Origin of the sequence: Mesorhizobium sp. CCNWLY176, assembly GCF_037153935.1 — a bacterium.
In the GTDB taxonomy this organism is placed as follows: domain Bacteria; phylum Pseudomonadota; class Alphaproteobacteria; order Rhizobiales; family Rhizobiaceae; genus Mesorhizobium_M; species Mesorhizobium_M zhangyense.
This window is the reverse complement of record NZ_JBBBDZ010000008.1, coordinates 233,874-254,323: the sequence shown is the minus strand read 5'-3', so window position 1 is coordinate 254,323 and position 20,450 is coordinate 233,874. Positions and strand designations below refer to the sequence as shown.

Genomic DNA, 20,450 nt, shown 5'->3' with positions numbered 1-20,450 from the left:
CGTAAGGACGACCTTAAGAGCGCAGCCTCGCTATCGTGCCTTGCTCGCGCAAGGCGGCCCTCGCCGGAGGCGTACGGCAAAGGTTGCCGGAAACCCCATTTCTGGAGCCTATTGGCCGTTAACGCTAGAATTGGTGCATCTTGGAATGGGCGAGGCAAAATGGCTCGAAGAAGCTCCGACCCCGATACTTAGGAAGCTCCATGCTGCCAAAGCAAGCATCATCGAGTGGACTGCACCACCCAAGGTTTTTTTGGAATCGGAAGATTCTGACGATATGGACCCTGACTATGCCATTGAGGACTATGGTGCTGACTATGGCGGCGATGAAGGGGAGAGTGACGAGGAGGCCCTCGATGAGAAATCCCCGCCCGCTGTGGGAACTCCAAAGTTGCTAGATGTGTTTTTTGAGCTGTTCAATAAGCCGAAAACGTAAGATGCCGATCTGAGATTCCGCTGCTCGCAGTAGTAAAGCGGTAATGTTTTCACCGCTGCCCGCATTTCTCGCCGAACAACTCGGTAACACAACCGCTGGTGCCTCCAAATCGGCACGGTCGCCACGATTTGGGCTCATGTGGGCGTTGGCCGTTAGCTGCCACTTGCAGTTTTCAAGTCGAACTGCCACTCGATTCGATATCCAGCATTTGGTTGCCAACCATACTGGGGGATATGACCGTTGAAAGCGCTTGCGTAGCGGACTCGCCTTCTTTGAATCTCACCGATAGATTGAACGCGCTTGGGGATGGCGCATTGAAAATTAACCGTGTTCAGATCGCGAACTGGAGGTCGATAAAACATGTCGACTTCTACCCAGAGGATATCTGCATCCTCGTCGGAGCAAACAATGCGGGCAAGACCAACATCCTGAGCGCGATTAACTTCTTGCTGGGCGAGCGGTGGCCCATGCCTGGGAACCTAGATGATTCCGATTACTATGGCCGAGACCGAGACAACGAGGTCCATATCCGGCTAACACTGGACCACCCGAATGTATCCAAGATCGATTTCGACACCTCCAAGGCCCAGTACACGCTCAGCGCGACTGATAAGCAAGGTTACGGCATCCGGGGCTTCAACAACGCTCAACGCGAGGAACTCGCGTTCGCCTATGTCGACGCCAGTCGCAACTACGAGCGGCAGTTCTCCACCTCCCGCTGGTCGATATTCGGCCAGGCCCTGAGACATCTGCATCAGACCTTAAGGGACAGCGGTGACAAGCTAATGCAGCTCAGAGAGGCGTTGAAGACAGCCCATGGACTCCTGCAAACGGACCAATACAAGGACTTCGAAAAGCAACTGAAGGATGCTTTCGCGGCTCAACTCCGAACGGCTCGTTACGATGTCTCCTTCGAGTTCAGGACGATGGAGGAGACCAACCTCTACCGCAGCCTTTATCCGACGCTGATCGAGCGCGGGGTTCCGAGAAACCCGCTTGAGGTTGGCTCCGGTGTGCGGAACGTCCTCGTGCTGGCGCTCTTCCAAGCGTTCGCCAAGTCCTTTCGGGGTGATGCGGTGCTTGGTATCGAGGAACCCGAACTTTATCTACACCCGCATGCGCAGCGCAGTCTGATGAAGCAGTTCGAGGAGTTGGCAGCAGCAGGCAATCAGATATTCATCACTACCCACAGCGCGCATTTTCTTGATGTCGCCCGAAGCGACCGCATTGTTCTCGTCGAGAGATGTGAGGATGAAGACGACGACGTCTGCACGCAGGTAAGAACCGCCTCCAGCAACGAACTGCTTGCCGCTCGTAAGAAGCTGCACCCGGACCGCCCCATCACGGTGCCGTCGATGCATGCCTTCATTAGGAATGTACGGACGGCCGAGATGACGGAGGCTTTCTTCGCTAGAGTGGTCATCGTAGTCGAGGGTGCTTCTGAGCGCGAGGCGCTCCCGGTCTTTGCCCGTGCATGGGATATGGATTTCGACGAGCATGGCATTTCCATCGTCGCCGCGGGAGGCAAGGCCGCGATCGACATGCTGACACAGCTATACGATGCCCATGGTATCCGGACCTACACCATGTTCGACAATGACTCTGGGAACGCCTCGGAGAAAGCCGCCAACCGCACCCTGTGCCGATTGCTGAAGATCCAAGAAGTAGACGAGCCCTTGCCCTGCGTGAACGAAAACTACGCAATCCTCGAAGGTAACTGGGAGAAGCAGTGCCGCAGCCACGTCGAGGCGATCCAGGCAGGCCTCTATGGCGAGTTGGAGATAAAAGCACGTTCGGAACTCGGCATCTCGGGCGACCGCAATAAACCCCTCGTGGCCCGCTTCATCGCCGAGACTCTCGTGCAGCAGGGTCACGTCCCGCAGTTCGTGAAGGAGCTGTTGGCGGAAGTGAAAAAGAAGCTTCCCGTTGTACCTGATCCAGACGGCGTGGTCGGATGAGCTCGGGGAGCAGACGCGTATCTTGACGATGCACATCCGCGGATTTGGAAGGTACGTCACTTAGGCGGGGAAACGACGGCAAAGAGCGTAAGCCGAGCATGACCGCGTGAAAGCCGATTGCCACTTACTAGCTCTTGGGTCGTCCTGACCGCATGTCGCTCAATTCAAGTGAGTTAGCCCGATGACGCCTCGTCGTCGCTTGGGTCGCAGAGGGACCCTGGCTTCAGCTTCGGCCGCGGCTGGAAGTGAACCACTCCCCGGACCTCGTCGGGTTCCAGCCCCGCTCTCCGGATCGCGCCAAAGATACGAGCCTCCACCCAGTCGGCTCCTTCCTTCAACAGCTCGAGCGAGTTGCGCCCCTCGAAGGTCCCACCCTTCATGAGCAGTACGGGACGCGCACCGTCGTCATCCACCATTAAGAGCGAGAGTCGGGCGGAACGGAAAGTGCCGTCCGGCTTCATCCAAGTCTCGTAGGCGCGCCATTGGTATTCGTGCATAACGTTGTCGCGCTCCTGCCTCAGAAAATCCCAGAAGATTGCATGCTCTTCTTTCTGGTCTTTGATGGCTTTCCACTCTACAGCGATCTCTTCCCTTATCGGTGGAGCTAGGCACGACTTCGCATCGACCCTGAACAGTTCGATTGCCGTTCTGAGAACCGCGCAGGTGCCGATCCAGATGACTTTCCACTCAGACAGAAGGAAAGTTGCTGCTTCGAGCCGCTCCTCGAGGTGGCGTATTCCGCTGCGGGCGTCGGAGAGCGCGCGGTAGGAAGAGAGGAAATACTTCACGGGCACGTAGCTATTCGCGTACTTCGTCGGAACCGTCATTTCCCTCGAAATCCTTCCGTTGTCGACAGTGCGGCAAGCACGGGTACATTCGAATTCTCGCAGCGCGCCGCATCTGTCCACTCAGCTTGAGAGTGGTTGCCCAGTAGGGGCAGCTTCAACCCGAGTGCACTCGTACAACTACCGTTATGGCACTCGCCAACATCCCTATAGAAGGCCAAAACTAGAACGGTCCGCCTTAGAGGCGGACCGTTGGGTATTTTGAGGCAACATTTGGGTATTTGTTACCAAACTATGCGTTTGGCGATAGCTGCCGTTTCATCATCACGAACACCCGCTCGTAGCCCCACAAGTATCGCACTTCTCACAAGTGCCGTTCCTTACCATCGTAAAGTTCTGGCATTCCGAGCAGGAGTTGCCGGTGTAGCCTTGCAGCATCGACTTCATGCGGCGGTCTGCGGCTTTGGCCTTGGCGTCCGTCACTTCGTTTGCGGCTGCTTCGGTGAAGAGGGCAGCAGCCGGTGAGGTGTCCTCGACTGCGGCTTCCTCGGCCAGTTCCTTGGCGCGCTCCTCATAGTCGCGCTTGAAGGCGGTCGCCTCTTCGCGCAGTTCCGCCATGACGGGCTTGAGCGCCGTTACCGTTGCGCTGCTGGTTGCGAGCGCCCGCACGTTCGAGCCGGAATAGGCGGTCGGGGCGACCTTGGCCGGCTGGCTGGCGGGGGTGCCGGCAAAGCCCTTCGGGTCGGCCGAGCCGATGCCGGAGACGACCTTCAGCGGTGCGCCGCGGGTCAGGCCCTTGGAGACTGCCTGCGCCCGGCCTTCCGAAATGCCACGCCCGAGCGAGGTGTTGGAAAAGTCCGACGTGTCGACATGGGCGAGGTCGCCGCGGTCGAGATAGGAGACGGCCAGTTCGCGGAACACATAGTCGAGGATCGACGTTGCGTTCTTGATCGCGTCGTTGCCGACGACCATGCCGGCCGGCTCGAACTTGGTGAAGGTGAAGGCCTCGACATATTCGTCCAGCGGCACGCCATATTGCAGGCCGAGCGAGATGGCGATGGCGAAGTTGTTCATCATGGCGCGGAAGGCCGCACCTTCCTTGTGCATGTCGATGAAGATTTCGCCGAGGCGGCCATCGTCGAACTCGCCGGTGCGCAGATAGACCTTGTGGCCGCCGACGACTGCCTTCTGGGTGTAGCCCTTGCGGCGGTTCGGCAGCTTTTCGCGGTCGCGGTAGAGGCGTTCGACCACGCGCTCGACGATCTTTTCGGTGATCGTCACGGCCTGTGCTGCTGCGGGTGCAGCGAGCAGGGCCTCGATGACGTCATCCTCGTCCTCTTCATCGTCGGCGAGCAGCGAGGCGTTGAGCGGCTGGGAGAGCTTGGAGCCGTCGCGATAAAGCGCGTTGGCCTTCAGCGCCAGCTTCCAGGACAGCATGTAGGCTTCCTTGCAGTCCTCGACGGTCGCCTCGTTGGGCATGTTGATGGTCTTCGAGATCGCACCCGAGATGAAGGGCTGGGCAGCCGCCATCATGCGGATGTGGCTTTCCACGCTGAGATAGCGCTTACCGATCTTGCCGCAGGGGTTGGCGCAATCGAACACCGACAGGTGCTCGTCCTTGAGGAAGGGCGCGCCTTCCAGCGTCATCGCACCGCAGATGTGGATGTTGGCGGCCTCGATCTCCTTCTTGGAGAAGCCGAGGGCAGGCAGGATCTCGAACGAGAAATCGTTGAGCTGTTCGTCGGTGAAGCCGAAGGTCTCCTTAACCCAGTCGGCGCCAAGCGTCCACTGGTTGAACACGAACTTGATGTCGAAAGCCTGCTTGAGAGCGGCGTTAAGTGCTGCGATCTTCTCGTCGGGGAAGCCCTTGGCGCGCAGTGAGCCGGGGTTGACGCCGGGCGCCTGGTTGAGATTGCCATGGCCGACGGCGTAGGCTTCGATCTCGGCGATCTGGCTCTCGGTGTAGCCGAGCGTGCGCAGCGCTTCGGGAACGGCGCGGTTGATGATCTTGAAATAGCCGCCGCCGGCGAGCTTCTTGAACTTCACCAGGGCAAAGTCGGGCTCGATGCCGGTGGTGTCGCAATCCATGACGAGGCCGATCGTGCCGGTCGGCGCGATAACGGTCGCCTGGGCGTTGCGATAGCCATGCTCCTCGCCGAGCTCGATGGCGCGGTCCCAGGCAGCGCGGGCATGCGTCACCAGTTCCTGCTGCTTGAGGTCGGAAGCGACCAGCGGCACCGGATTGACGGCGAGCTTCTCATAGCCGTCCTTGTCGCCATAGGCGGCACGGCGATGGTTGCGCATGACGCGCAGCATGTTGGCGGCATTGCGGTCGTAATCGGCGAAGGCGCCGAGTTCGGAGGCCATTTCGGCCGAGGTGGCGTAGGCAATGCCGGTCATGATGGCGGTGAGTGCTGCGCCGATGGCGCGGCCTTCATCCGAGTCATAAGGAATGCCGGAGGTCATCAGCAGGCCGCCGATATTGGCGTAGCCGAGGCCGAGCGTGCGGTATTCGTAGGAAAGCTTGGCGATCTCCTTGGACGGGAACTGCGCCATCATCACCGAGATTTCGAGCACCATGGTCCACAGGCGCACGGTGTGCTCATAGGCTGCGATGTCGATCGTGCCGTCCGCGTTGCGGTAGGGCAGGAGGTTGATGGAGGCGAGGTTGCAGGCCGTGTCGTCGAGGAACATGTATTCCGAGCACGGGTTGGAGCCGCGGATCGGGCCTGCCGCCGGCGAGGTGTGCCAGTCGTTCATCGTCGTGTTGAAATGCAGGCCCGGATCGGCGGAGGCCCATGCGGCGTGGCCGATCTTTTCCCACAGGTCACGCGCCTTCAGCGTCTTCATGACGCGACCGTCCTTGCGGGCGGTCAGGTTCCAGTCGCCGTCTGTCTCGACAGCGCGCAGGAAGTCGTCCTTCAGCGAGACGGAGTTGTTGGAGTTCTGGCCCGAAACGGTGAGGTAGGCTTCCGAATCCCAGTCGGTGTCGTAGGTCTTGAAGTCGATGGACTTGTAGCCCTGCTTGGCGAACTGGATGACGCGCTTGACGTAGTTTTCCGGAACGGAATTCTTCTTGGCCGCCTTGATCTCGCGCTTCAGCGCCGGGTTCTTCAGCGGGTCGAAGCAGTCGCCATTGTCGGCCTCGCAGTTGATGCAGGCCTTCATGATGGCGGCGAGGTGGTTGCGGACGATCTTGGAGCCAGTGACGAGCGAAGCGACCTTCTGCTCCTCATTCACCTTCCAGTCGATATAGGCCTCGATATCGGGGTGATCGGCATCGACCACCACCATCTTGGCGGCGCGGCGCGTGGTGCCGCCCGACTTGATCGCGCCGGCAGCGCGGTCGCCGATCTTGAGGAAGCTCATCAGGCCGGAGGACTTACCGCCGCCGGAAAGCTTTTCGCCTTCGCCGCGCAGCATGGAGAAGTTGGAACCGGTGCCGGAGCCGTATTTGAACAGGCGCGCCTCGCGCACCCACAGGTCCATAATGCCGCCCTCGTTGACGAGATCGTCGGCGACCGACTGGATGAAGCAGGCATGCGGCTGCGGGTGTTCATAGGCCGACTTGGACTTGGTCAGCTTGCCGGTGAAGGGATCGACATAGAAATGGCCCTGGCCGGGGCCGTCGATGCCATACGCCCAATGCAGGCCGGTGTTGAACCACTGCGGCGAGTTCGGCGCGACGCGCTGCGTGGCGAGCATGTAGGCGAGTTCGTCCTTGAAGGCGCGGGCGTCGTCTTCGGACTTGAAGTAGCCGCCCTTCCAGCCCCAGTAGGTCCAGGTGCCGGCGAGACGGTCAAAAACCTGGCGGGCGTCGATCTCGGAACCGTAGCGTTCGTCTGCGGGCAAGTCGGCGAGCGCGGCCTCGTCGGCCACCGAGCGCCACAGGAAGGAGGGGACGTCGTTTTCCTCGACCTTCTTCAGCCGGGCGGGCACGCCGGCCTTGCGGAAATACTTCTGGGCGAGGATGTCGGCGGCGACCTGGGAGAACTGCGCCGGCACGTCGATGTTGTCGAGGCGGAAGACCACCGAACCGTCAGGGTTCTTGATCTCGCTCAGCGCCTTGCGGAATTCGATCTCCGCGTAAGCCGATTGTCCGTCCTTGGTGAAACGCCGCTCGATGCGCATTTGTCCGTCCTCAGTCCCTATATATAGCACCTATCCACAGGAAACCCTCGCAGTTTCCGCATGAAGGCGCATGCCCTTTCAATGCCCGGCTTTCACGGAGAAAACCGGTGTCCCCGGCCTTCGTTCCCGCCAGGACCACCGCTATGCCAAATCCCCTGGCCGGCAATCCTCTTTCGGCGAGACCGAAGGCCTCAATCCAACGCTTGGCTGTGATTCCCCTTGTTGAGGGAAGGTCACACTACCTAGTGTTGGAGCCTGATCGCAAACACTAAATATAGTGTTAAACAGTTATTTATTCCAGTGTCACACAGGCATGCTACGCGACAAAAATTCCTGCCAGAACGCGTGCGAAAGCCCACCGTCGAAACGGGGCAAATCCGCCAGAACGCATGCTAATCCGGGAAAAAAGACTGGTTCAGTGAACCCGCCGGCTGCACTCTAAACAAGAGCACATGATCCATAAAAGACGACTCGGATTTCATCGTCAAGGATTCGTTTCTGTAACTTTTATGACCCCAACATCTTGTGTGTCACTTATGTGGATAGTGGGGAGAAGAAATGCCGCAAACGCGCGGCGGCGCGGTTTTGCGGGAACCGCTCGAAAAAAACATCTTGCTATTGGTTGATGCTTGGTGGCTGCACCCGATTGCGCGCCAGGGTGGCCGAATCGCAGAAGCCGCGAGCGTATCGCGCCTTCAGGAAACGGCGCCGAGCAGGGCGAATATCGATGCTGCCAGCAGGGCCGAAGCCGGCACCGTGGTCGCCCACGCCATGACGATGGTCCTGACATGGGCGCGGCGCACCAGGCGGCGGCGGGTGATCTCCTCGCTCGATGGCCCCTTGCGCGGGTTGTCGTCGTCGTCCTCGTCGTCGTCAGCCGATTCGTTTCTCGCTCCCGCCTTGCCGGTCTTCTTCAATTGCCTGCGGCGCTCGAGATAGGCGCGGCGATGCGTGGAGTGCTCGATGTACCATTCGCGGAAGAAGCCGACGCCGAAGACCGCGCCCACGGCAATATGCGTCGAGGAGACCGGCAGGCCGAACCACGAGGCAACGATGACGATGATCGCCACGGCAAGTGCTACCGAGAAGGCGCGCATCGGGTTGAGCTTGGTAATCTCGCCGCCGACGATGCGGATCAGTTTTGGTCCATAGAGCAGCAGGCCGAAGGAAATGCCGAGCGCGCCGATGAGCATGACCCAGAAGGGGATGCTGACGACGTCTGCGACCGCGCTTTTTCTGGCTGCATCGACGATCGCCGCCAGCGGCCCGACCGCATTGGCGACGTCGTTGGCGCCGTGAGCGAAGGACAGGAGTGCGGCGGAGCCGATCAGGGGCAGCCGGAAAAGTTTTCTGAGCGAACGGTTGCGGTTCTCCAGGCCTTGCGATTGCGCCAGCACGGACCGGTGGGAGAACGCCCAGGCAAGCAGAAAGCAGGCGATGCCGATCAACGCCGTCACCCATGCGCCTGCACTGGGAAAGAGCTTCGTCACCAGATAGGTGGCGAAAGAGCCGGTCATGAGAGCGATCAGCAGCGGAACCCAGCGCCTTGCGGCGGCGATCTTGTCGTCCTGATAGATGATCGCGGTCTTGATGAAGGCCTGGAAGATGATCGCGACTGCAGCACCCAGGATGGGGGTCACGACCCAGCTCGTCGCTATGGTGGTCATCGATAGCCAATCGACGGCACTGAGGCCGGCGGCTGCAGCCCCGGCACCGACCACGCCGCCGACGATGGAGTGGGTGGTCGACACCGGCGCGCCGATCCAGGTGGCGAAGTTGATCCACAGCGCCGAAGAGACGAGGCCGGCAAGCATCAGCCGGATCAGCACCGCGGGATCGGAAACGACATCAGGCTGGATGATGTTGGATGAAATCGTCGCGACGACAGCGTCGCCGGCAATCAGGGCGCCTGCCGTTTCGAAGATGGCGGCGATGATCAGTGCGCTGACCATGGTCATGGCCTTGGCGCCGACGGCAGGGCCGACATTGTTGGCAACGTCGTTGGCGCCGATATTCATGGCCAGATAGGCCGCGATCACAGCAGCTATGATGATGATAACCGCTCGCGGCTCGCCAAAGACGTAGAGCGAAGCCGCTGCCGCCGCCAGCATCAGAAAGACCAGCGCCAGGCCGGGCGCAAGAAATCCACGCGCGACGAAGCCGGTTGCCTCCTCGATATCGGCCAACCGGCCCAGATCCTTGTCGAGCGTATGTTTGGAGCGCGCGCCGTCGCTCATGGTCGGCGAAGCCGCGGCCAGGGCAGGCCGGAGACCCGAGCCGTCGGCGCATATCTGGCGGAGTGTGGGCCTGCTGCGTGGTTCATCGTCTGGAAGTTAGCGAAATCAGGCAGCGGTTTTGTGTCGGCTCTGGCCGAAGTGCCTGATGAGCTCGCCAAGATCCTGCTCCCGCACCAGCCTTGCTGCCTTGGAAACGGGAAACCACTCGCGCTTGCGCTCGTCTTTCTCAGGCCATTTGGAGGCGACGTCGTCGACATGCATCGGAAATACGAGCACTTCGCAGCGCCGTTCCATGCCGGACGACAGGCGCTTGGCGTAATAGTAACGGCCAAGTTCGAGATGGGACATGGAGCCGGAAAGGCCTGCTTCTTCGGCTGCTTCACGCGCAGCAGACTCATAAAGCTGCTCGCTGCCTTCCGGCCAGCCCTTGGGCAGAACCCAGCGGCCGGTGTCGCGGCTGGTGATCAGCATGATCTCGGTCCGACCGGCGCGTTCGCGCCACGGCAATGCGGCAACCTGCACACGGCACGGCATCGCTCCGAAGAGGCGCCTGATCCGCTCAACCATATGGTTGCGTGTGACGTGGTTCATAAGCATCGACGTTGGTCTTTCCTGAATCTCCGATTCGTTTGCCGTCTCACGAATATTAGAGTTAATTATGCGTAATAATAGTAAAAATTCGACTAACCCCCGACCGAAATCAGGTGAAGCAGTGATGCAGGACCTAGGTGGAGATCAGTCGAAAGTTGCAACTTAATATAGGTAGAGACCCGCTCGATTGCCACCGGTGACGCGGCCAAGCAATCAGCCTGCGTGATCGTCGGAAATAGGCTTCTGGTAGGTGAAGCCCATGTCCCAGGGGAAGTAGATCCAGGTGTCTTGCGACACCTCGGTGACGAAGGTGTCGACCAGCGGCCGGCCCTTGGGCTTGGCGTACACAGTAGCGAAATGGGCCTTCGGCATCATCGCCCGCACGATTGCCGCGGTCTTGCCGGTGTCGGTGAGGTCGTCGACGATGAGCACGCCCTCGCCGTCATTTTCGAGCAGGGAAGGGGTGATTTCCTTCAGGACCTGCAACTGACCTTGTGACGTGTAATCGTGGTAGGAGGCGACGCAGACGGTCTCGATCATGCGGATGCCGAGTTCGCGCGAGATGATGGCAGCTGGAACCAGCCCGCCGCGCGTAATGCAGACGATGGCCTTCCACTGTCCGTTGACGCCGGCAAGCCGCCAGGCCAGCGCGCGGGCGTCACGGTGGAACTGGTCCCAGGCAACGGGAAAGGCTTTTTCGGGAAGGGACATTGCGCGGCACTCCGGTGGCGCGTCGCAACGCGCGAAAACTCAGGGAATGCGGGCGCAATTAGCCGGAAAGACCGGCGTTTGGCAAGCCTCTCCAATGTGGGGAGCCCTATTGATTTTCGCATCCGGCGCCAGACGCGATTGTATGCCGGTCAAAGTTATGGTCATTGCGGGCGGCACGAAAAATCTGCGCAGGAATGAAGGGCTCACATGCTGAAGATCTGGGGTCGTGGAAACTCCACCAATGTCAAGAAGGTCCTGTGGTGCGCCGGGGAACTCGGCTTGCCTTTCGAACATGTCAATGCCGGTGGCGCCTTCGGCGTCGTCAATGATTCCGAATATCGCGCGATGAACCCCAACGGGCTCGTTCCCTGCATAAAGGACGGAGACTTCGTGCTGTGGGAATCGAATGCGATCGTTCGCTATCTGGCTGCAAAGTATAGTAACGGCACGCTTTTTCCGGCGGACCCAACCGTTCGCGCCGATGCCGACAAGTGGATGGATTGGGCGACGTCGTCCATCGCTGCTCCTTTCCGCGATGTGTTCTGGAATGTCGTGCGCCTGCCCGCTGACCAGCGCAACGATGCGGCGTTCAGGAAAGGTTTAGAGGATTGCACGCGGCTGCTGTCGATCGCCGATAAGGCCCTTGCCGGGCAGCCGTTTCTTTCAGGCGCTCAATTCGGCATGGGCGACATACCGCTGGGATGCTTTGCTTATGCCTGGTTTGGTATGCCGATCGAAAGGCCAGCCTTGCCCCACCTGAAGGCTTGGTATGACCGGCTCGCCGCGCGGCCAGCCTATCAGACGGCGGTGATGATACCGCTGACCTGAGGTCCAATTCTCCTGCGCTGCGACCGCGATGCCTTATCGCGACATGAACGTCGCCACCGGCATCGACTGCAGCACCGTTCGGGTGACGCCGCCGAAAAGCAATTGCCGCAGCCAGGAATGGCTGTAGGCGCCGAGCACCAGAAGGTCGGCGCCTGTCGCGGCGACGCGTTCCTGAAGGATATCGTCGACAGAGCGGCGTTTCGATTCCTCGGAGGCGACCGTCACATTTGCGCCGTGGCGGGCAAGGGCTGCCGCGATTTCGGCGCCGGAGGCGTCGGCGTCTTCATCCGCATCTTCAGGCGGGTCGATGACGAAGACTTCCGTGTGCTTGGCTTCCAGGATCAGCGGCAGGGCATCGAAGGCGGCGCGTGCGGCCTCGCGGCTGCCGTTCCAGGCGATGATGATGCGGCCATAGTTGCTCTGGGCCGGTCCGTCATGCGGAACGACCAGCACCGGGCGCCCGGACTCGTAGAGAAGTGCGTCGACATCGGCGGTAGCCGTCGAATCCGCATGCGGGTCGCGCTGGGCGGCGATGACGAGATCGGCGCAGCGCGCGCTGGAAATGCCGCAATGGGCGCTGTCGCCGGAAAAGCTTTCAAGGCTGCGCCACTCCGAGGATTGGCCGGATTCGGTCACGCGGCTTCGAAACAGCGCCTCGAGCTGGTCGGCGCGTTCCTTGTTGACCTCGGCAGTGGCCTGCAGGAACTCGGTGTCGGGAAAGCCGACCGCCGACGTATAGGCGACCGGCAGCGCTTCGGCATGCACGCCGATCACATGGCTCTCGAAGCGGGCGGCAAAGGGGATCGCGCAGTCAAGGACGCGCTCGGCGTCGTCCTTGCTCTGGATAATGGCAACGATCGTCTTGAACGGCATGGAAGCCTCCTTGATGCGACGTATGAACATCCCAGAAGGAAACTCTATCACGGCCTTGGCGGTTCCGCACGGCGAGCAATATTGGCGCGCAAGCGCGTTGACATGCAGGTGATCGGGGCCTGTGACCCCTGTTTCGGCAGTCAGGCAGGCTTGGCGGCTTTTGCAGCTTCGGCGAGGCCGGCAACCATCGAGGCGACTTCGGCCCGCGCTGCCTCCAGCGCTTCGGGCGAGCGGGCACGGACGACGAGATCGGTGCGGAAGGTGCCATCGAGATATTTCGGGTAGGAGCCGATGATTGTGTCGGGGTGCCGCTTCTGGATTTCGCCCAGCGGGCCGCCGATCGTGCCTTCACCGAAAGGACACTCGATGGTGACCGAAATAAGCTTCGTGCCGGTCTTCAGCGTCGGCACGACATTGTCGAGCATGGCCTGGAAAATGGACGGCACGCCGGCCATGACATGTACATTGCCGATGCGAAAGCCGGGCGCCAGCGAGACCGGATTGGCTATATGATCTGCACCGCGCGGCATGCGCGCCATGCGCTTGCGGGCCTCGGTGAATTCCATGCTGCGGCTGGCGTAATTGGCCTCCATCATCGCATAGGCCTTGGGGTCATATTCGCAGGGCACACCGAAGGCTTTCGAGATGGAATCGGCGGTGATGTCGTCATGCGTCGGGCCGATGCCGCCGGTGGTGAAGACGTAGGTGTATTTTGCCCGCAGCGCGTTCACTGCTGCGACGATTTCGTCCTCCTCGTCGGGAACGATGCGCACTTCCTTCAAGTCTATTCCGATCGCGGTCATGATGTCGGCGAGGTGGCCGATATTCTTGTCCTTGGTCCGGCCCGAAAGGATTTCGTCGCCGATGACGATCATGGCGGCAGTGACGATATCGGTCATGGGAGACTCCGGAAGAAATGGCTTTGGTGAGATAGCCCGGCAAGGCACTTCCGGCAATGGTGCTCAAATTGTGAACGAACTGTCGGCAACTTAGGCGTTTCCACTGAACGATGCTGGGCCTAAATGTTCTCCGTACGGCGACCCAAGCGTCGCTTCGCACGATTTCACCTGCAAGGAGACATGAGAATGGCCAAGGTATTGGTGCTTTATTATTCGAGCTGGGGTCACACCGAGCAGATGGCGAAGTCCGCCGCCGAAGGCGCGCGTGAAGCCGGCGCTGAGGTGACGATCAAGCGCGTTCCCGAACTGGTGCCTGAGGCCGTGGCCAAGGCTGCCTACTACAAGCTCGACCAGGACGCGCCGATCGCCGACCCGCTCGAACTGGAAAATTACGACGCCATCATCATCGCGACCTCGACCCGCTACGGCATGATGGCCTCGCAAATGAAGAATTTCCTCGACCAGACCGGCCCGCTCTGGGCCAAGGGCGCGCTGGTCAACAAGGTCGGCTCGGCCATGGTTTCGACCGCAACCCAGCACGGCGGCGCTGAACTGGCTCTGATCTCGACCCAGTGGCAGCTGCAGCATCACGGCATGATCATCGTGCCGCTGTCCTATGCCTATCAGGGCCAGATGGGCAACGACGTGGTGCGCGGCGGCGCGCCTTACGGCATGACCACCACCTCGGACAGCGACGGTTCGCGCCAGCCTTCGGCACAGGAACTGGAAGGCGCGAAGTTCCAGGGCAAGCGGGTGGCTGAGATTGCCACGAAGCTCCACGGTTGAGACCTTTTCTCAACAATCAAAATATCTTACGGGCGGCCCTTCACAGCGCCGCCCATTTTCGTTTGGCGGGCTTCATTGGCACGGCGATGCCTTGTTGTGGCTTGAAAGACGGATAGACTTGAGCCCGACACTCTCGGCACGGGGCTCTCATGACGCTTTCCACCATCCTGTTGTGGCTTCTCGCTGCATTGTTCCTGGTCGCTGCTTTCGTGGCCGGCTATTTCATCCTCGTTACGCGCCGGATCGCGGCAGAAGCTGAGAGGAAGGTGCCACCCGCCGGCAAATTCATCGACGTCGATGGAAACCGCATCCATTATGTCGACCAAGGCGAGGGGCGGCCGATCGTCTTTGTTCACGGCCTCGGCGCGCAGCTTCTCCAGTTTCGCCATCCGTTGTTCGACAGGCTCGACGGTTTTCGGCTGATCGCGCTCGACAGGCCGGGTTCCGGCTATTCGTCACGTGTGGCAGGCGCAAGCGGTCGCCTGCCCGAACAGGCGCAGGTGCTCCGGCATTTCATCGAAAAGCTCGGGCTGGAAAAGCCGCTGATCGTCGGTCACTCGCTCGGCGGGGCGATCACGCTCGCGCTGGCGCTCGATCATCCCGATACGATCTCGGGCATCGCGCTGATGTCGCCGCTGACGCATCGGGCCGAAAGCGTGCCGGCGGAGTTCCAGGGTCTCTACATCAAGTCACCGCTGCAGCGCTGGCTTCTCGCCAATACGGTGGCCGTGCCGATGGCGATGAAATATGCGCAGCAGACGCTGGCATTCATCTTCGGCCCGCAAGGCGTTCCTGCCGATTACATCGTCAAGGGCGGAGGCATGCTCGGGCTGAGACCGAGTCATATCTATGCGACCTCCACGGATTTCGTCGCGGTCGAGGAAGATCTTGGCCAGTTGGAAGCGCGCTACGGCGAAATAAAGCTGCCGGTGGCCATATTATTCGGAACCGGCGACCGCGTACTGGACCACAAGGTGCAGTTAGCTGCGATAGAGGGCAAGGTGCCGGGCATCGACATTCAATTGCTCGACGGCATCGGCCACATGCCGCAATTCACCGCCACGGCCGAAGCCGTGGCGTTCATTCGCAAGATGGCGGGCAGGGTATTGGCGGCCTGAGTTCGCGCTTACCCGGCTGCCTGCGTCCAGTGCCGCATGAAGGGCTCGCCGCGCGCAAGCTGCGGGGCGGGATGGAATTCATGCCCGAGCGTGGCTGCTGCCCGCCATGGCCAGCGCGGATCGGCAATCAGCGCGCGTGCCACCGCCACCATATCGGCCTTGTCCTCGGTGATGATCGCCTCCGCCTGCCGGGGCATGTCGATCAGGCCGACGGCGCGGGTCGGAATGCCGGCGCCATCGCGGATAGCGGTTGCCAGATGGACCTGATAGCCGGGACCGGTCGGGATTTTCTGCAGCGGTGAGTTGCCGCCGCTGGAGCAGCAGATATAGGCAGCACCCGCAGCCTTGTAGGCCTTGGCGACTTCGATGGCGTCAGGCACGTCGAAGCCGCCTTCGACCCAGTCAGTTACCGACATGCGCGCGCCGACCATCAGTCCGGGTGCTGCCGCAACCACCGCTTTCACAACCTCGACAGGGAAACGCATGCGGTTTTCCAGCGAGCCGCCCCACTTGTCGGTGCGCTTGTTGGACAGCGGCGACAGGAACTGGTGCAGCAGATAGCCATGCGCGGAATGGAGTTCGATGAAGTCGAAGCCGGCGCGCGCGGCGCGCTTTGCCGCGTCGGCGAAAAGCGAGACGATCCGCTCGATGCCTGCTTCGTCAAGCGCCTCCGGCACCTGCCAGCCATCGTCGAAGGCGATGGCGGAAGCCGAGACGATCTGCCAGGGGTCTTCGTCGGGGCCAAGTGCCGTGCCGCCTTCCCAAGGCAAACGGTTCGACGCCTTGCGACCGGCATGGGCCAGTTGGACGCCGAATTTGGTGCCGGGGGTGGCGACGCGCCGGGCGGCATCCAGCGTGCGCCGGGCAGCCGCTTCATTGTGGTCGGAATAGAGGCCGAGGCAGCCATGGGTGATGCGGCCGCGCCGCTCGACATCCGTCATTTCGACCGTGACCATGCCGGCACCCGACATGGCAAGGTTCATCCAATGCTGGAGATGCCAGTCGGTGGCCGAGCCGTCGTCGGCGGAATACTGGCACATCGGCGCAACTGCGATGCGATTGGGGAATTCGAGATTGCCGAGCGTGATGGGGGAAAACAGATGCTTGGTCATGAAAACTCCAGCGTGGGTATCGTCGTCATGTAGGAGAAGGGACTGGCCGGCGCCATACACGAGAGGGTGAAGCGGTTCGCCGGCCAAACTGAATGTTCGATCAAGCGAAGGCAAGGGCTGCTGTGCCAACAAAGGCGCGTTGCGGAGGCAAGGATTTGCGGGTAGTGCCGATGCCGCAAAGCAGGAGTTCGCCGTCATGGAAGATCGCATCCGCATTCGGTCCGAGGAGGTTCTTTCGGATGACTGGGCGCTGCTCAAGAAGACGGTGTTCGACTACCAGCGCCGCGACGGCGGCTGGGAAACGCAGATTCGCCAGACCTATGATCGCGGCGACGGAGCGGTGATCCTGCCTTTCGACCCGGAGCGCGGAACCGTGCTTCTGGTGCAGCAGTTCCGGTTTCCGGCCTATGTTACCGGCCACAAGGAGCCGCTGATCGAGGCGTGCGCCGGTCTGCTCGACGCCGACGATCCGGAAACCTGCATCCGCAAGGAGGCGGAGGAGGAACTCGGCTACCGCCTGCGCGGCGTAAGACACCTGTTCACGCCCTATATGAGCCCCGGCAGCTTGACCGAGCGGCTATCATTCTTCGTTGCCGACTATACGCCGGCCGACCGTATCTCCGAAGGTGGCGGCGCTGCCGACGAGGGCGAGGATATCGAGGTGCTGGAGATGACGCTCGATGACGCGGTTGCTGCCATTACCGACGGCCGCATCATTGATGCCAAGACGATCATCCTGCTTCAGCATCTGAAGCTGACGAGGGGATGATATTCGGGTGCGGCCGCCGTTATTTGAATCTCGACACACCACAATGCGGGCTTGCAATCTTGTCCCGCTCCGTTACGAGTGACCGCGAAGCGGACGTGGCGAAATTGGTATACGCAACAGACTTAAAATCTGTCGACCTCTGGTCTTGCGGGTTCAAGTCCCGCCGTCCGCACCATCTCCCGACAATCAAGCCCTACTTGGCATCGATGAAATCGAGCACGGATTTCGTATAGCCTGCAGGGTCCTGCAGCATGGCGAAATGGCTGGCATTGGGCAGGATGATCAGCTTTGCGCCGGGAATGACGGAGGCCATGTATTCGGTGTGCTCGCGCTTGATCGCCTCGTCATGGTCACCGGCGACGATTGCCGTCGGAATGGTGATCTTTTCCAGTTGCTCCTTGGTCCAGGACGGCTGGCTTTCCCACATATGGCTGATCTGACCGACAAAGGCGTCATACTGGTCGGGCGTCCGGGACAGGCGTTTGTAATCCTCGCCTGAGCGCTCGATATAGGCGGCAAAAGTCTTGTTGGTCAGCACACCGGGGTCGACGCCGTCGGTGGTGACGTTGGCGGCCTGCGCGTAGAGTTTTGTCAGCCGCTCGGGATGGTTCATGGCGATGTCGAGGCCGATGATGCCGCCGTCGCTCCAGCCGACGAGCGCCGTCTTCTGGATTTTCAGCTGGTCGAGCAGCGCCAGATAGTCGGATGCCATCAGGTCGTAGCCGAAGGGCTGGTCGTTGCGGGTCGAGCGGCCATGGCCGCGGCTGTCGGCGACGATCACCTTATGGGTCTTGGAGAGTTCAGCGACCTGGCTCGACCATATATCGGCATGGCCAAGCCCGCCATGGATCAGCAGCACCGGCTCGCCCTGGCCATAGATGGCATAATACATCTCGATGCCGTTGACCTTGGCGTAGCCGCTTTCGTTGGCGGGCGGCATGGGCGCGGGCTGGGGCAGTGTCTGCCAGCGCTCCTCGGCTAGCGATGCGCCGGTGCCTGCGATCGATAAAACCGCAAAGACCAGTGCAATCCAAAGGGCGCGCATATTCATCTCCACTTGCTGCGAGTGGCGCTAAATCACTGCCTTTGCGCGAAAAAAGTCAATGGCGCACTTTGCTCGAAAGGATCGAGAATTGGGATGATTCACCTAGGGGATCAGGCGTCCTCCTCGACGAACACTTCATCGCGCTTCTTCCTGACGCTGGGCAGGAACACGACGGCCAGCACGGCGAGCGCGATGAGCAGCAGTATCGCGCTGATCGGCCTCGTCACGAAGGTCGTCGGATCGCCGCGCGACAGGATCATGGCGCGGCGCAGGTTTTCTTCCAGCAACGGGCCGAGCACGAAGCCGAGCAGCAAGGGTGCCGGCTCGCAGCGCAGTTTGGTCAGGACGTAGCCGATGAAGCCGAAAAAGGCGACGGAGTAGAGGTCGAAAACGTTGGAATTGACGCTGTAGACGCCGATTGCGCAGAACGCCATGATGATCGGGAACAGCACGTAATAGGGGATTGTCAGCAGCTTCACCCACAGGCCGATCAGCGGCAGGTTCAGCACGATCAGCATCAGGTTGCCGATCCACATCGAGGCGATGATGCCCCAGAACAGCGCCGGCTGCTCGGTCGCGACATTGGGGCCGGGGACGATGCCCTGGATGATCATCGCGCCGATCATCAGCGCCATGACCGGGTTGGCCGGAATGCCCAATGTCAGCATCGGGATGAAGGAGGTCTGGGCGCCGGCATTGTTTGCCGATTCGGGACCGGCGACGCCGGCAATGGCGCCCTTGCCGAACTGTTCCGGGTGCTTCGACACACGTTTTTCGACCGTGTAAGAGGCAAAGGCGGCCAGAACCGCACCGCCGCCGGGCAGGATGCCGAGAAGCGAGCCGATGATGGTTCCGCGCACGATGGGTGCGGCCATTTCCTTGAAATCCTCGCGGGTCGGAAACAGGCCGCTTACCTTCTTGATGAGCACCGAGCGCTCGTGCTCGTTTTCGAGGTTTCGCAGGATTTCAGCGACGCCGAAAACGCCGACCGCCACCGCGACAAAGTTCAGCCCGTCGGCATATTCGCGGATGCCGAGCGTGAAGCGCGGCGTGCCGGAATAGATGTCGGTGCCGACGAGGCCGAGCAGCAGGCCAAGCACGACCATGGCCAGCGCCTTGATGATCGAGCCGTGGGCAAGCGCGATCGAGGAGACGAGGCCGACGACCATCAGCGAGAAATACTCGGCGGCGCCGAATTTCAGCGCGATTGCAGTCAGCGGCGGCGCAAAGATGGCGACGAGGAACGTGGAAACCGTGCCGGCGAAGAAGGAGCCGATCGCGGCGATGGCGAGTGCCGCACCCGCACGGCCATTTTTGGCCATCTGGTAGCCGTCGATCGCGGTGACGGCCGAGGAGGACTCGCCCGGCATGTTGATGAGGATCGCGGTGGTCGAGCCGCCATATTGCGCGCCGTAATAGATGCCGGCGAGCATGATCAGCGACGAGACCGGATCGCCGATCTGGAAGGTTATGGGCAGCAGCATGGCGATTGTCGCCGTGGCGCCAATTCCGGGCAGCACGCCGATCAGCGTGCCGAGCAGCACGCCGATAAGGCAGAAGCCGAGGTTCCAGAGCGTTGATGCCGTGGCAAAACCGAGGGCGAGATTGTTGAGAAGGTCCATTGCGCGCTCCTAAAACGGCAGCCAGGGGCCGAAGCGCTGGAACGGCAGGCCGAGCGCATAGCTGAAGACGGCGACGGAAAACACGGTCACGCCCGCCGCCAGCAGGAGGGCGGGCAGGGGTTTCATGCGCGTGCTGGCGAAGGCCGCGATGAGGGAGGTGAAAAAGATCGAGGGGACGAAGCCAAGACCGCGCACGGTCAGGCCGAAGAAGATCGGCGCGGGCAGGATGAGCAGCATACCGCGCCATGCGATAGGCCCGATCGGTTCGCCGGCGACACGCGTGGCCTGTACCAGGATGATGGCTCCGAGCAGGATCAGCACGCAGGCCAGAACCAGCGGAAAATAACCCGGTCCCATGCGGAAGGTGGTGCCCAGTTCGAGCCCGAAAGACTGTATCGCGAAGAACAGGCCAAGCCCGACGAATATCGCGCCGCAGAGGCCGTTGGTCGAATCGATTGAAAAAGATTTCATCAGGCGTTGTCCCCCACGCCCGCGCTGCGGGCGAAATGCCGATGGATGAAGGATGGACGGGGCGCCTGGCGCCCCGTCCAT

The 20,450-nt window shown here is 61.1% G+C and carries 17 protein-coding genes and 1 tRNA gene; 7 read left to right on the top strand and 11 right to left on the bottom strand.

Annotation, left to right across the window (positions count from 1 at the left end; translation table 11 throughout):
• Positions 1-433 (top strand): hypothetical protein (locus tag WBQ96_RS15935; protein ID WP_336551576.1); only part of this gene is annotated, 433 nt, incomplete at its 5' end.
• Positions 434-705: 272 nt separating this feature from the next.
• Positions 706-2,391, top strand: a complete 1,686-nt coding sequence (locus WBQ96_RS15930; protein ID WP_336551573.1) for an ATP-dependent nuclease — start codon at positions 706-708, stop codon at positions 2,389-2,391.
• A gap of 173 nt (positions 2,392-2,564) precedes the next feature.
• On the opposite strand, the gene WBQ96_RS15925 is transcribed toward WBQ96_RS15930, so the two are convergent.
• From WBQ96_RS15925 to gpt, 5 genes are all read right to left on the bottom strand, one after another.
• On the bottom strand, positions 2,565-3,218 hold the full coding sequence (locus WBQ96_RS15925; protein WP_336551571.1) for a hypothetical protein: 654 nt from the start codon (positions 3,216-3,218) through the stop codon (positions 2,565-2,567).
• A gap of 282 nt (positions 3,219-3,500) precedes the next feature.
• Entirely contained in the window at positions 3,501-7,307 is a 3,807-nt protein-coding gene (locus tag WBQ96_RS15920; RefSeq protein WP_336551569.1) for a vitamin B12-dependent ribonucleotide reductase, read from the bottom strand.
• Between the two features lie 695 nt (positions 7,308-8,002).
• On the bottom strand, positions 8,003-9,544 hold the full coding sequence (locus tag WBQ96_RS15915) for an inorganic phosphate transporter (RefSeq protein ID WP_336551567.1): 1,542 nt from the start codon (positions 9,542-9,544) through the stop codon (positions 8,003-8,005).
• Between the two features lie 105 nt (positions 9,545-9,649).
• Positions 9,650-10,141 carry an NUDIX hydrolase gene (locus WBQ96_RS15910; protein WP_336551566.1) on the bottom strand — a complete coding sequence of 164 codons (492 nt, stop codon included), beginning with the start codon at positions 10,139-10,141 and terminating at the stop codon, positions 9,650-9,652.
• Between the two features lie 207 nt (positions 10,142-10,348).
• Complete coding sequence (gene gpt, locus WBQ96_RS15905) at positions 10,349-10,846, bottom strand: xanthine phosphoribosyltransferase (RefSeq protein WP_091913432.1); 498 nt, start codon at positions 10,844-10,846, stop codon at positions 10,349-10,351.
• Positions 10,847-11,053: 207 nt separating this feature from the next.
• Here gpt and WBQ96_RS15900 point away from each other — a divergent pair, with 207 nt between their 5' ends.
• Complete coding sequence (locus WBQ96_RS15900; RefSeq protein WP_336551563.1) at positions 11,054-11,674, top strand: glutathione S-transferase family protein; 621 nt, start codon at positions 11,054-11,056, stop codon at positions 11,672-11,674.
• 33 nt (positions 11,675-11,707) lie between these two features.
• Here the strand turns inward: WBQ96_RS15900 and WBQ96_RS15895 are convergent, their stop codons facing one another.
• Both WBQ96_RS15895 and WBQ96_RS15890 read right to left on the bottom strand, forming a co-directional pair.
• The gene (locus tag WBQ96_RS15895; protein ID WP_336551561.1) at positions 11,708-12,547 is read right to left on the bottom strand and encodes a universal stress protein; all 840 of its coding nucleotides are present in this window, start codon (positions 12,545-12,547) and stop codon (positions 11,708-11,710) included.
• Between the two features lie 140 nt (positions 12,548-12,687).
• Entirely contained in the window at positions 12,688-13,446 is a 759-nt protein-coding gene (locus WBQ96_RS15890) for a competence/damage-inducible protein A (RefSeq protein ID WP_336551559.1), read from the bottom strand.
• Positions 13,447-13,632: 186 nt separating this feature from the next.
• Here WBQ96_RS15890 and wrbA point away from each other — a divergent pair, with 186 nt between their 5' ends.
• Positions 13,633-14,232, top strand: a complete 600-nt coding sequence (gene wrbA / locus WBQ96_RS15885; protein ID WP_336551557.1) for an NAD(P)H:quinone oxidoreductase type IV — start codon at positions 13,633-13,635, stop codon at positions 14,230-14,232.
• A 149-nt stretch (positions 14,233-14,381) separates the two neighbouring features.
• Positions 14,382-15,350, top strand: coding sequence for an alpha/beta fold hydrolase (locus tag WBQ96_RS15880; protein ID WP_336551555.1), 969 nt, complete (start codon positions 14,382-14,384; stop codon positions 15,348-15,350).
• A gap of 8 nt (positions 15,351-15,358) precedes the next feature.
• Here the strand turns inward: WBQ96_RS15880 and WBQ96_RS15875 are convergent, their stop codons facing one another.
• The gene (locus WBQ96_RS15875) at positions 15,359-16,462 is read right to left on the bottom strand and encodes an NADH:flavin oxidoreductase/NADH oxidase (RefSeq protein ID WP_336551553.1); all 1,104 of its coding nucleotides are present in this window, start codon (positions 16,460-16,462) and stop codon (positions 15,359-15,361) included.
• Between the two features lie 196 nt (positions 16,463-16,658).
• On the opposite strand from WBQ96_RS15875, the gene WBQ96_RS15870 reads away from it, so the two are divergent.
• Together WBQ96_RS15870 and WBQ96_RS15865 are read left to right on the top strand one after the other, a co-directional pair.
• Positions 16,659-17,231 carry an NUDIX domain-containing protein gene (locus WBQ96_RS15870; RefSeq protein ID WP_336551551.1) on the top strand — a complete coding sequence of 191 codons (573 nt, stop codon included), beginning with the start codon at positions 16,659-16,661 and terminating at the stop codon, positions 17,229-17,231.
• 89 nt (positions 17,232-17,320) lie between these two features.
• Positions 17,321-17,406, top strand: a tRNA-Leu gene (locus WBQ96_RS15865).
• An 18-nt stretch (positions 17,407-17,424) separates the two neighbouring features.
• Here the strand turns inward: WBQ96_RS15865 and WBQ96_RS15860 are convergent.
• From WBQ96_RS15860 to WBQ96_RS15850, 3 genes are all read right to left on the bottom strand, one after another.
• Positions 17,425-18,276, bottom strand: a complete 852-nt coding sequence (locus WBQ96_RS15860) for an alpha/beta fold hydrolase (RefSeq protein WP_336551549.1) — start codon at positions 18,274-18,276, stop codon at positions 17,425-17,427.
• A 110-nt stretch (positions 18,277-18,386) separates the two neighbouring features.
• Positions 18,387-19,898: a tripartite tricarboxylate transporter permease gene (locus tag WBQ96_RS15855; RefSeq protein ID WP_336551547.1), complete on the bottom strand. Its 1,512-nt coding sequence runs from the start codon at positions 19,896-19,898 to the stop codon at positions 18,387-18,389.
• A 9-nt stretch (positions 19,899-19,907) separates the two neighbouring features.
• On the bottom strand, positions 19,908-20,369 hold the full coding sequence (locus WBQ96_RS15850) for a tripartite tricarboxylate transporter TctB family protein (protein ID WP_336551545.1): 462 nt from the start codon (positions 20,367-20,369) through the stop codon (positions 19,908-19,910).
• Between the last annotated feature and the right edge of the window lie 81 nt (positions 20,370-20,450).

Excerpts from the sequence above, each read along its gene's own strand:
- WBQ96_RS15850 (WP_336551545.1), bottom strand. The coding sequence starts at position 20,369 with ATGAAATCTTTTTCAATCGATTCGACCAACGGCCTCTGCGGCGCGATA.
- WBQ96_RS15920 (WP_336551569.1), bottom strand. The coding sequence starts at position 7,307 with ATGCGCATCGAGCGGCGTTTCACCAAGGACGGACAATCGGCTTACGCG.
- WBQ96_RS15910 (WP_336551566.1), bottom strand. The coding sequence starts at position 10,141 with ATGCTTATGAACCACGTCACACGCAACCATATGGTTGAGCGGATCAGG.
- WBQ96_RS15900 (WP_336551563.1), top strand. The coding sequence starts at position 11,054 with ATGCTGAAGATCTGGGGTCGTGGAAACTCCACCAATGTCAAGAAGGTC.
- WBQ96_RS15870 (WP_336551551.1), top strand. The coding sequence starts at position 16,659 with ATGGAAGATCGCATCCGCATTCGGTCCGAGGAGGTTCTTTCGGATGAC.
- WBQ96_RS15875 (WP_336551553.1), bottom strand. The coding sequence starts at position 16,462 with ATGACCAAGCATCTGTTTTCCCCCATCACGCTCGGCAATCTCGAATTC.
- WBQ96_RS15860 (WP_336551549.1), bottom strand. The coding sequence starts at position 18,276 with ATGCGCGCCCTTTGGATTGCACTGGTCTTTGCGGTTTTATCGATCGCA.
- WBQ96_RS15855 (WP_336551547.1), bottom strand. The coding sequence starts at position 19,898 with ATGGACCTTCTCAACAATCTCGCCCTCGGTTTTGCCACGGCATCAACG.
- WBQ96_RS15925 (WP_336551571.1), bottom strand. The coding sequence starts at position 3,218 with ATGACGGTTCCGACGAAGTACGCGAATAGCTACGTGCCCGTGAAGTAT.
- WBQ96_RS15880 (WP_336551555.1), top strand. The coding sequence starts at position 14,382 with ATGACGCTTTCCACCATCCTGTTGTGGCTTCTCGCTGCATTGTTCCTG.
- WBQ96_RS15890 (WP_336551559.1), bottom strand. The coding sequence starts at position 13,446 with ATGACCGATATCGTCACTGCCGCCATGATCGTCATCGGCGACGAAATC.
- wrbA (WP_336551557.1), top strand. The coding sequence starts at position 13,633 with ATGGCCAAGGTATTGGTGCTTTATTATTCGAGCTGGGGTCACACCGAG.
- gpt (WP_091913432.1), bottom strand. The coding sequence starts at position 10,846 with ATGTCCCTTCCCGAAAAAGCCTTTCCCGTTGCCTGGGACCAGTTCCAC.
- WBQ96_RS15895 (WP_336551561.1), bottom strand. The coding sequence starts at position 12,547 with ATGCCGTTCAAGACGATCGTTGCCATTATCCAGAGCAAGGACGACGCC.
- WBQ96_RS15915 (WP_336551567.1), bottom strand. The coding sequence starts at position 9,544 with ATGAGCGACGGCGCGCGCTCCAAACATACGCTCGACAAGGATCTGGGC.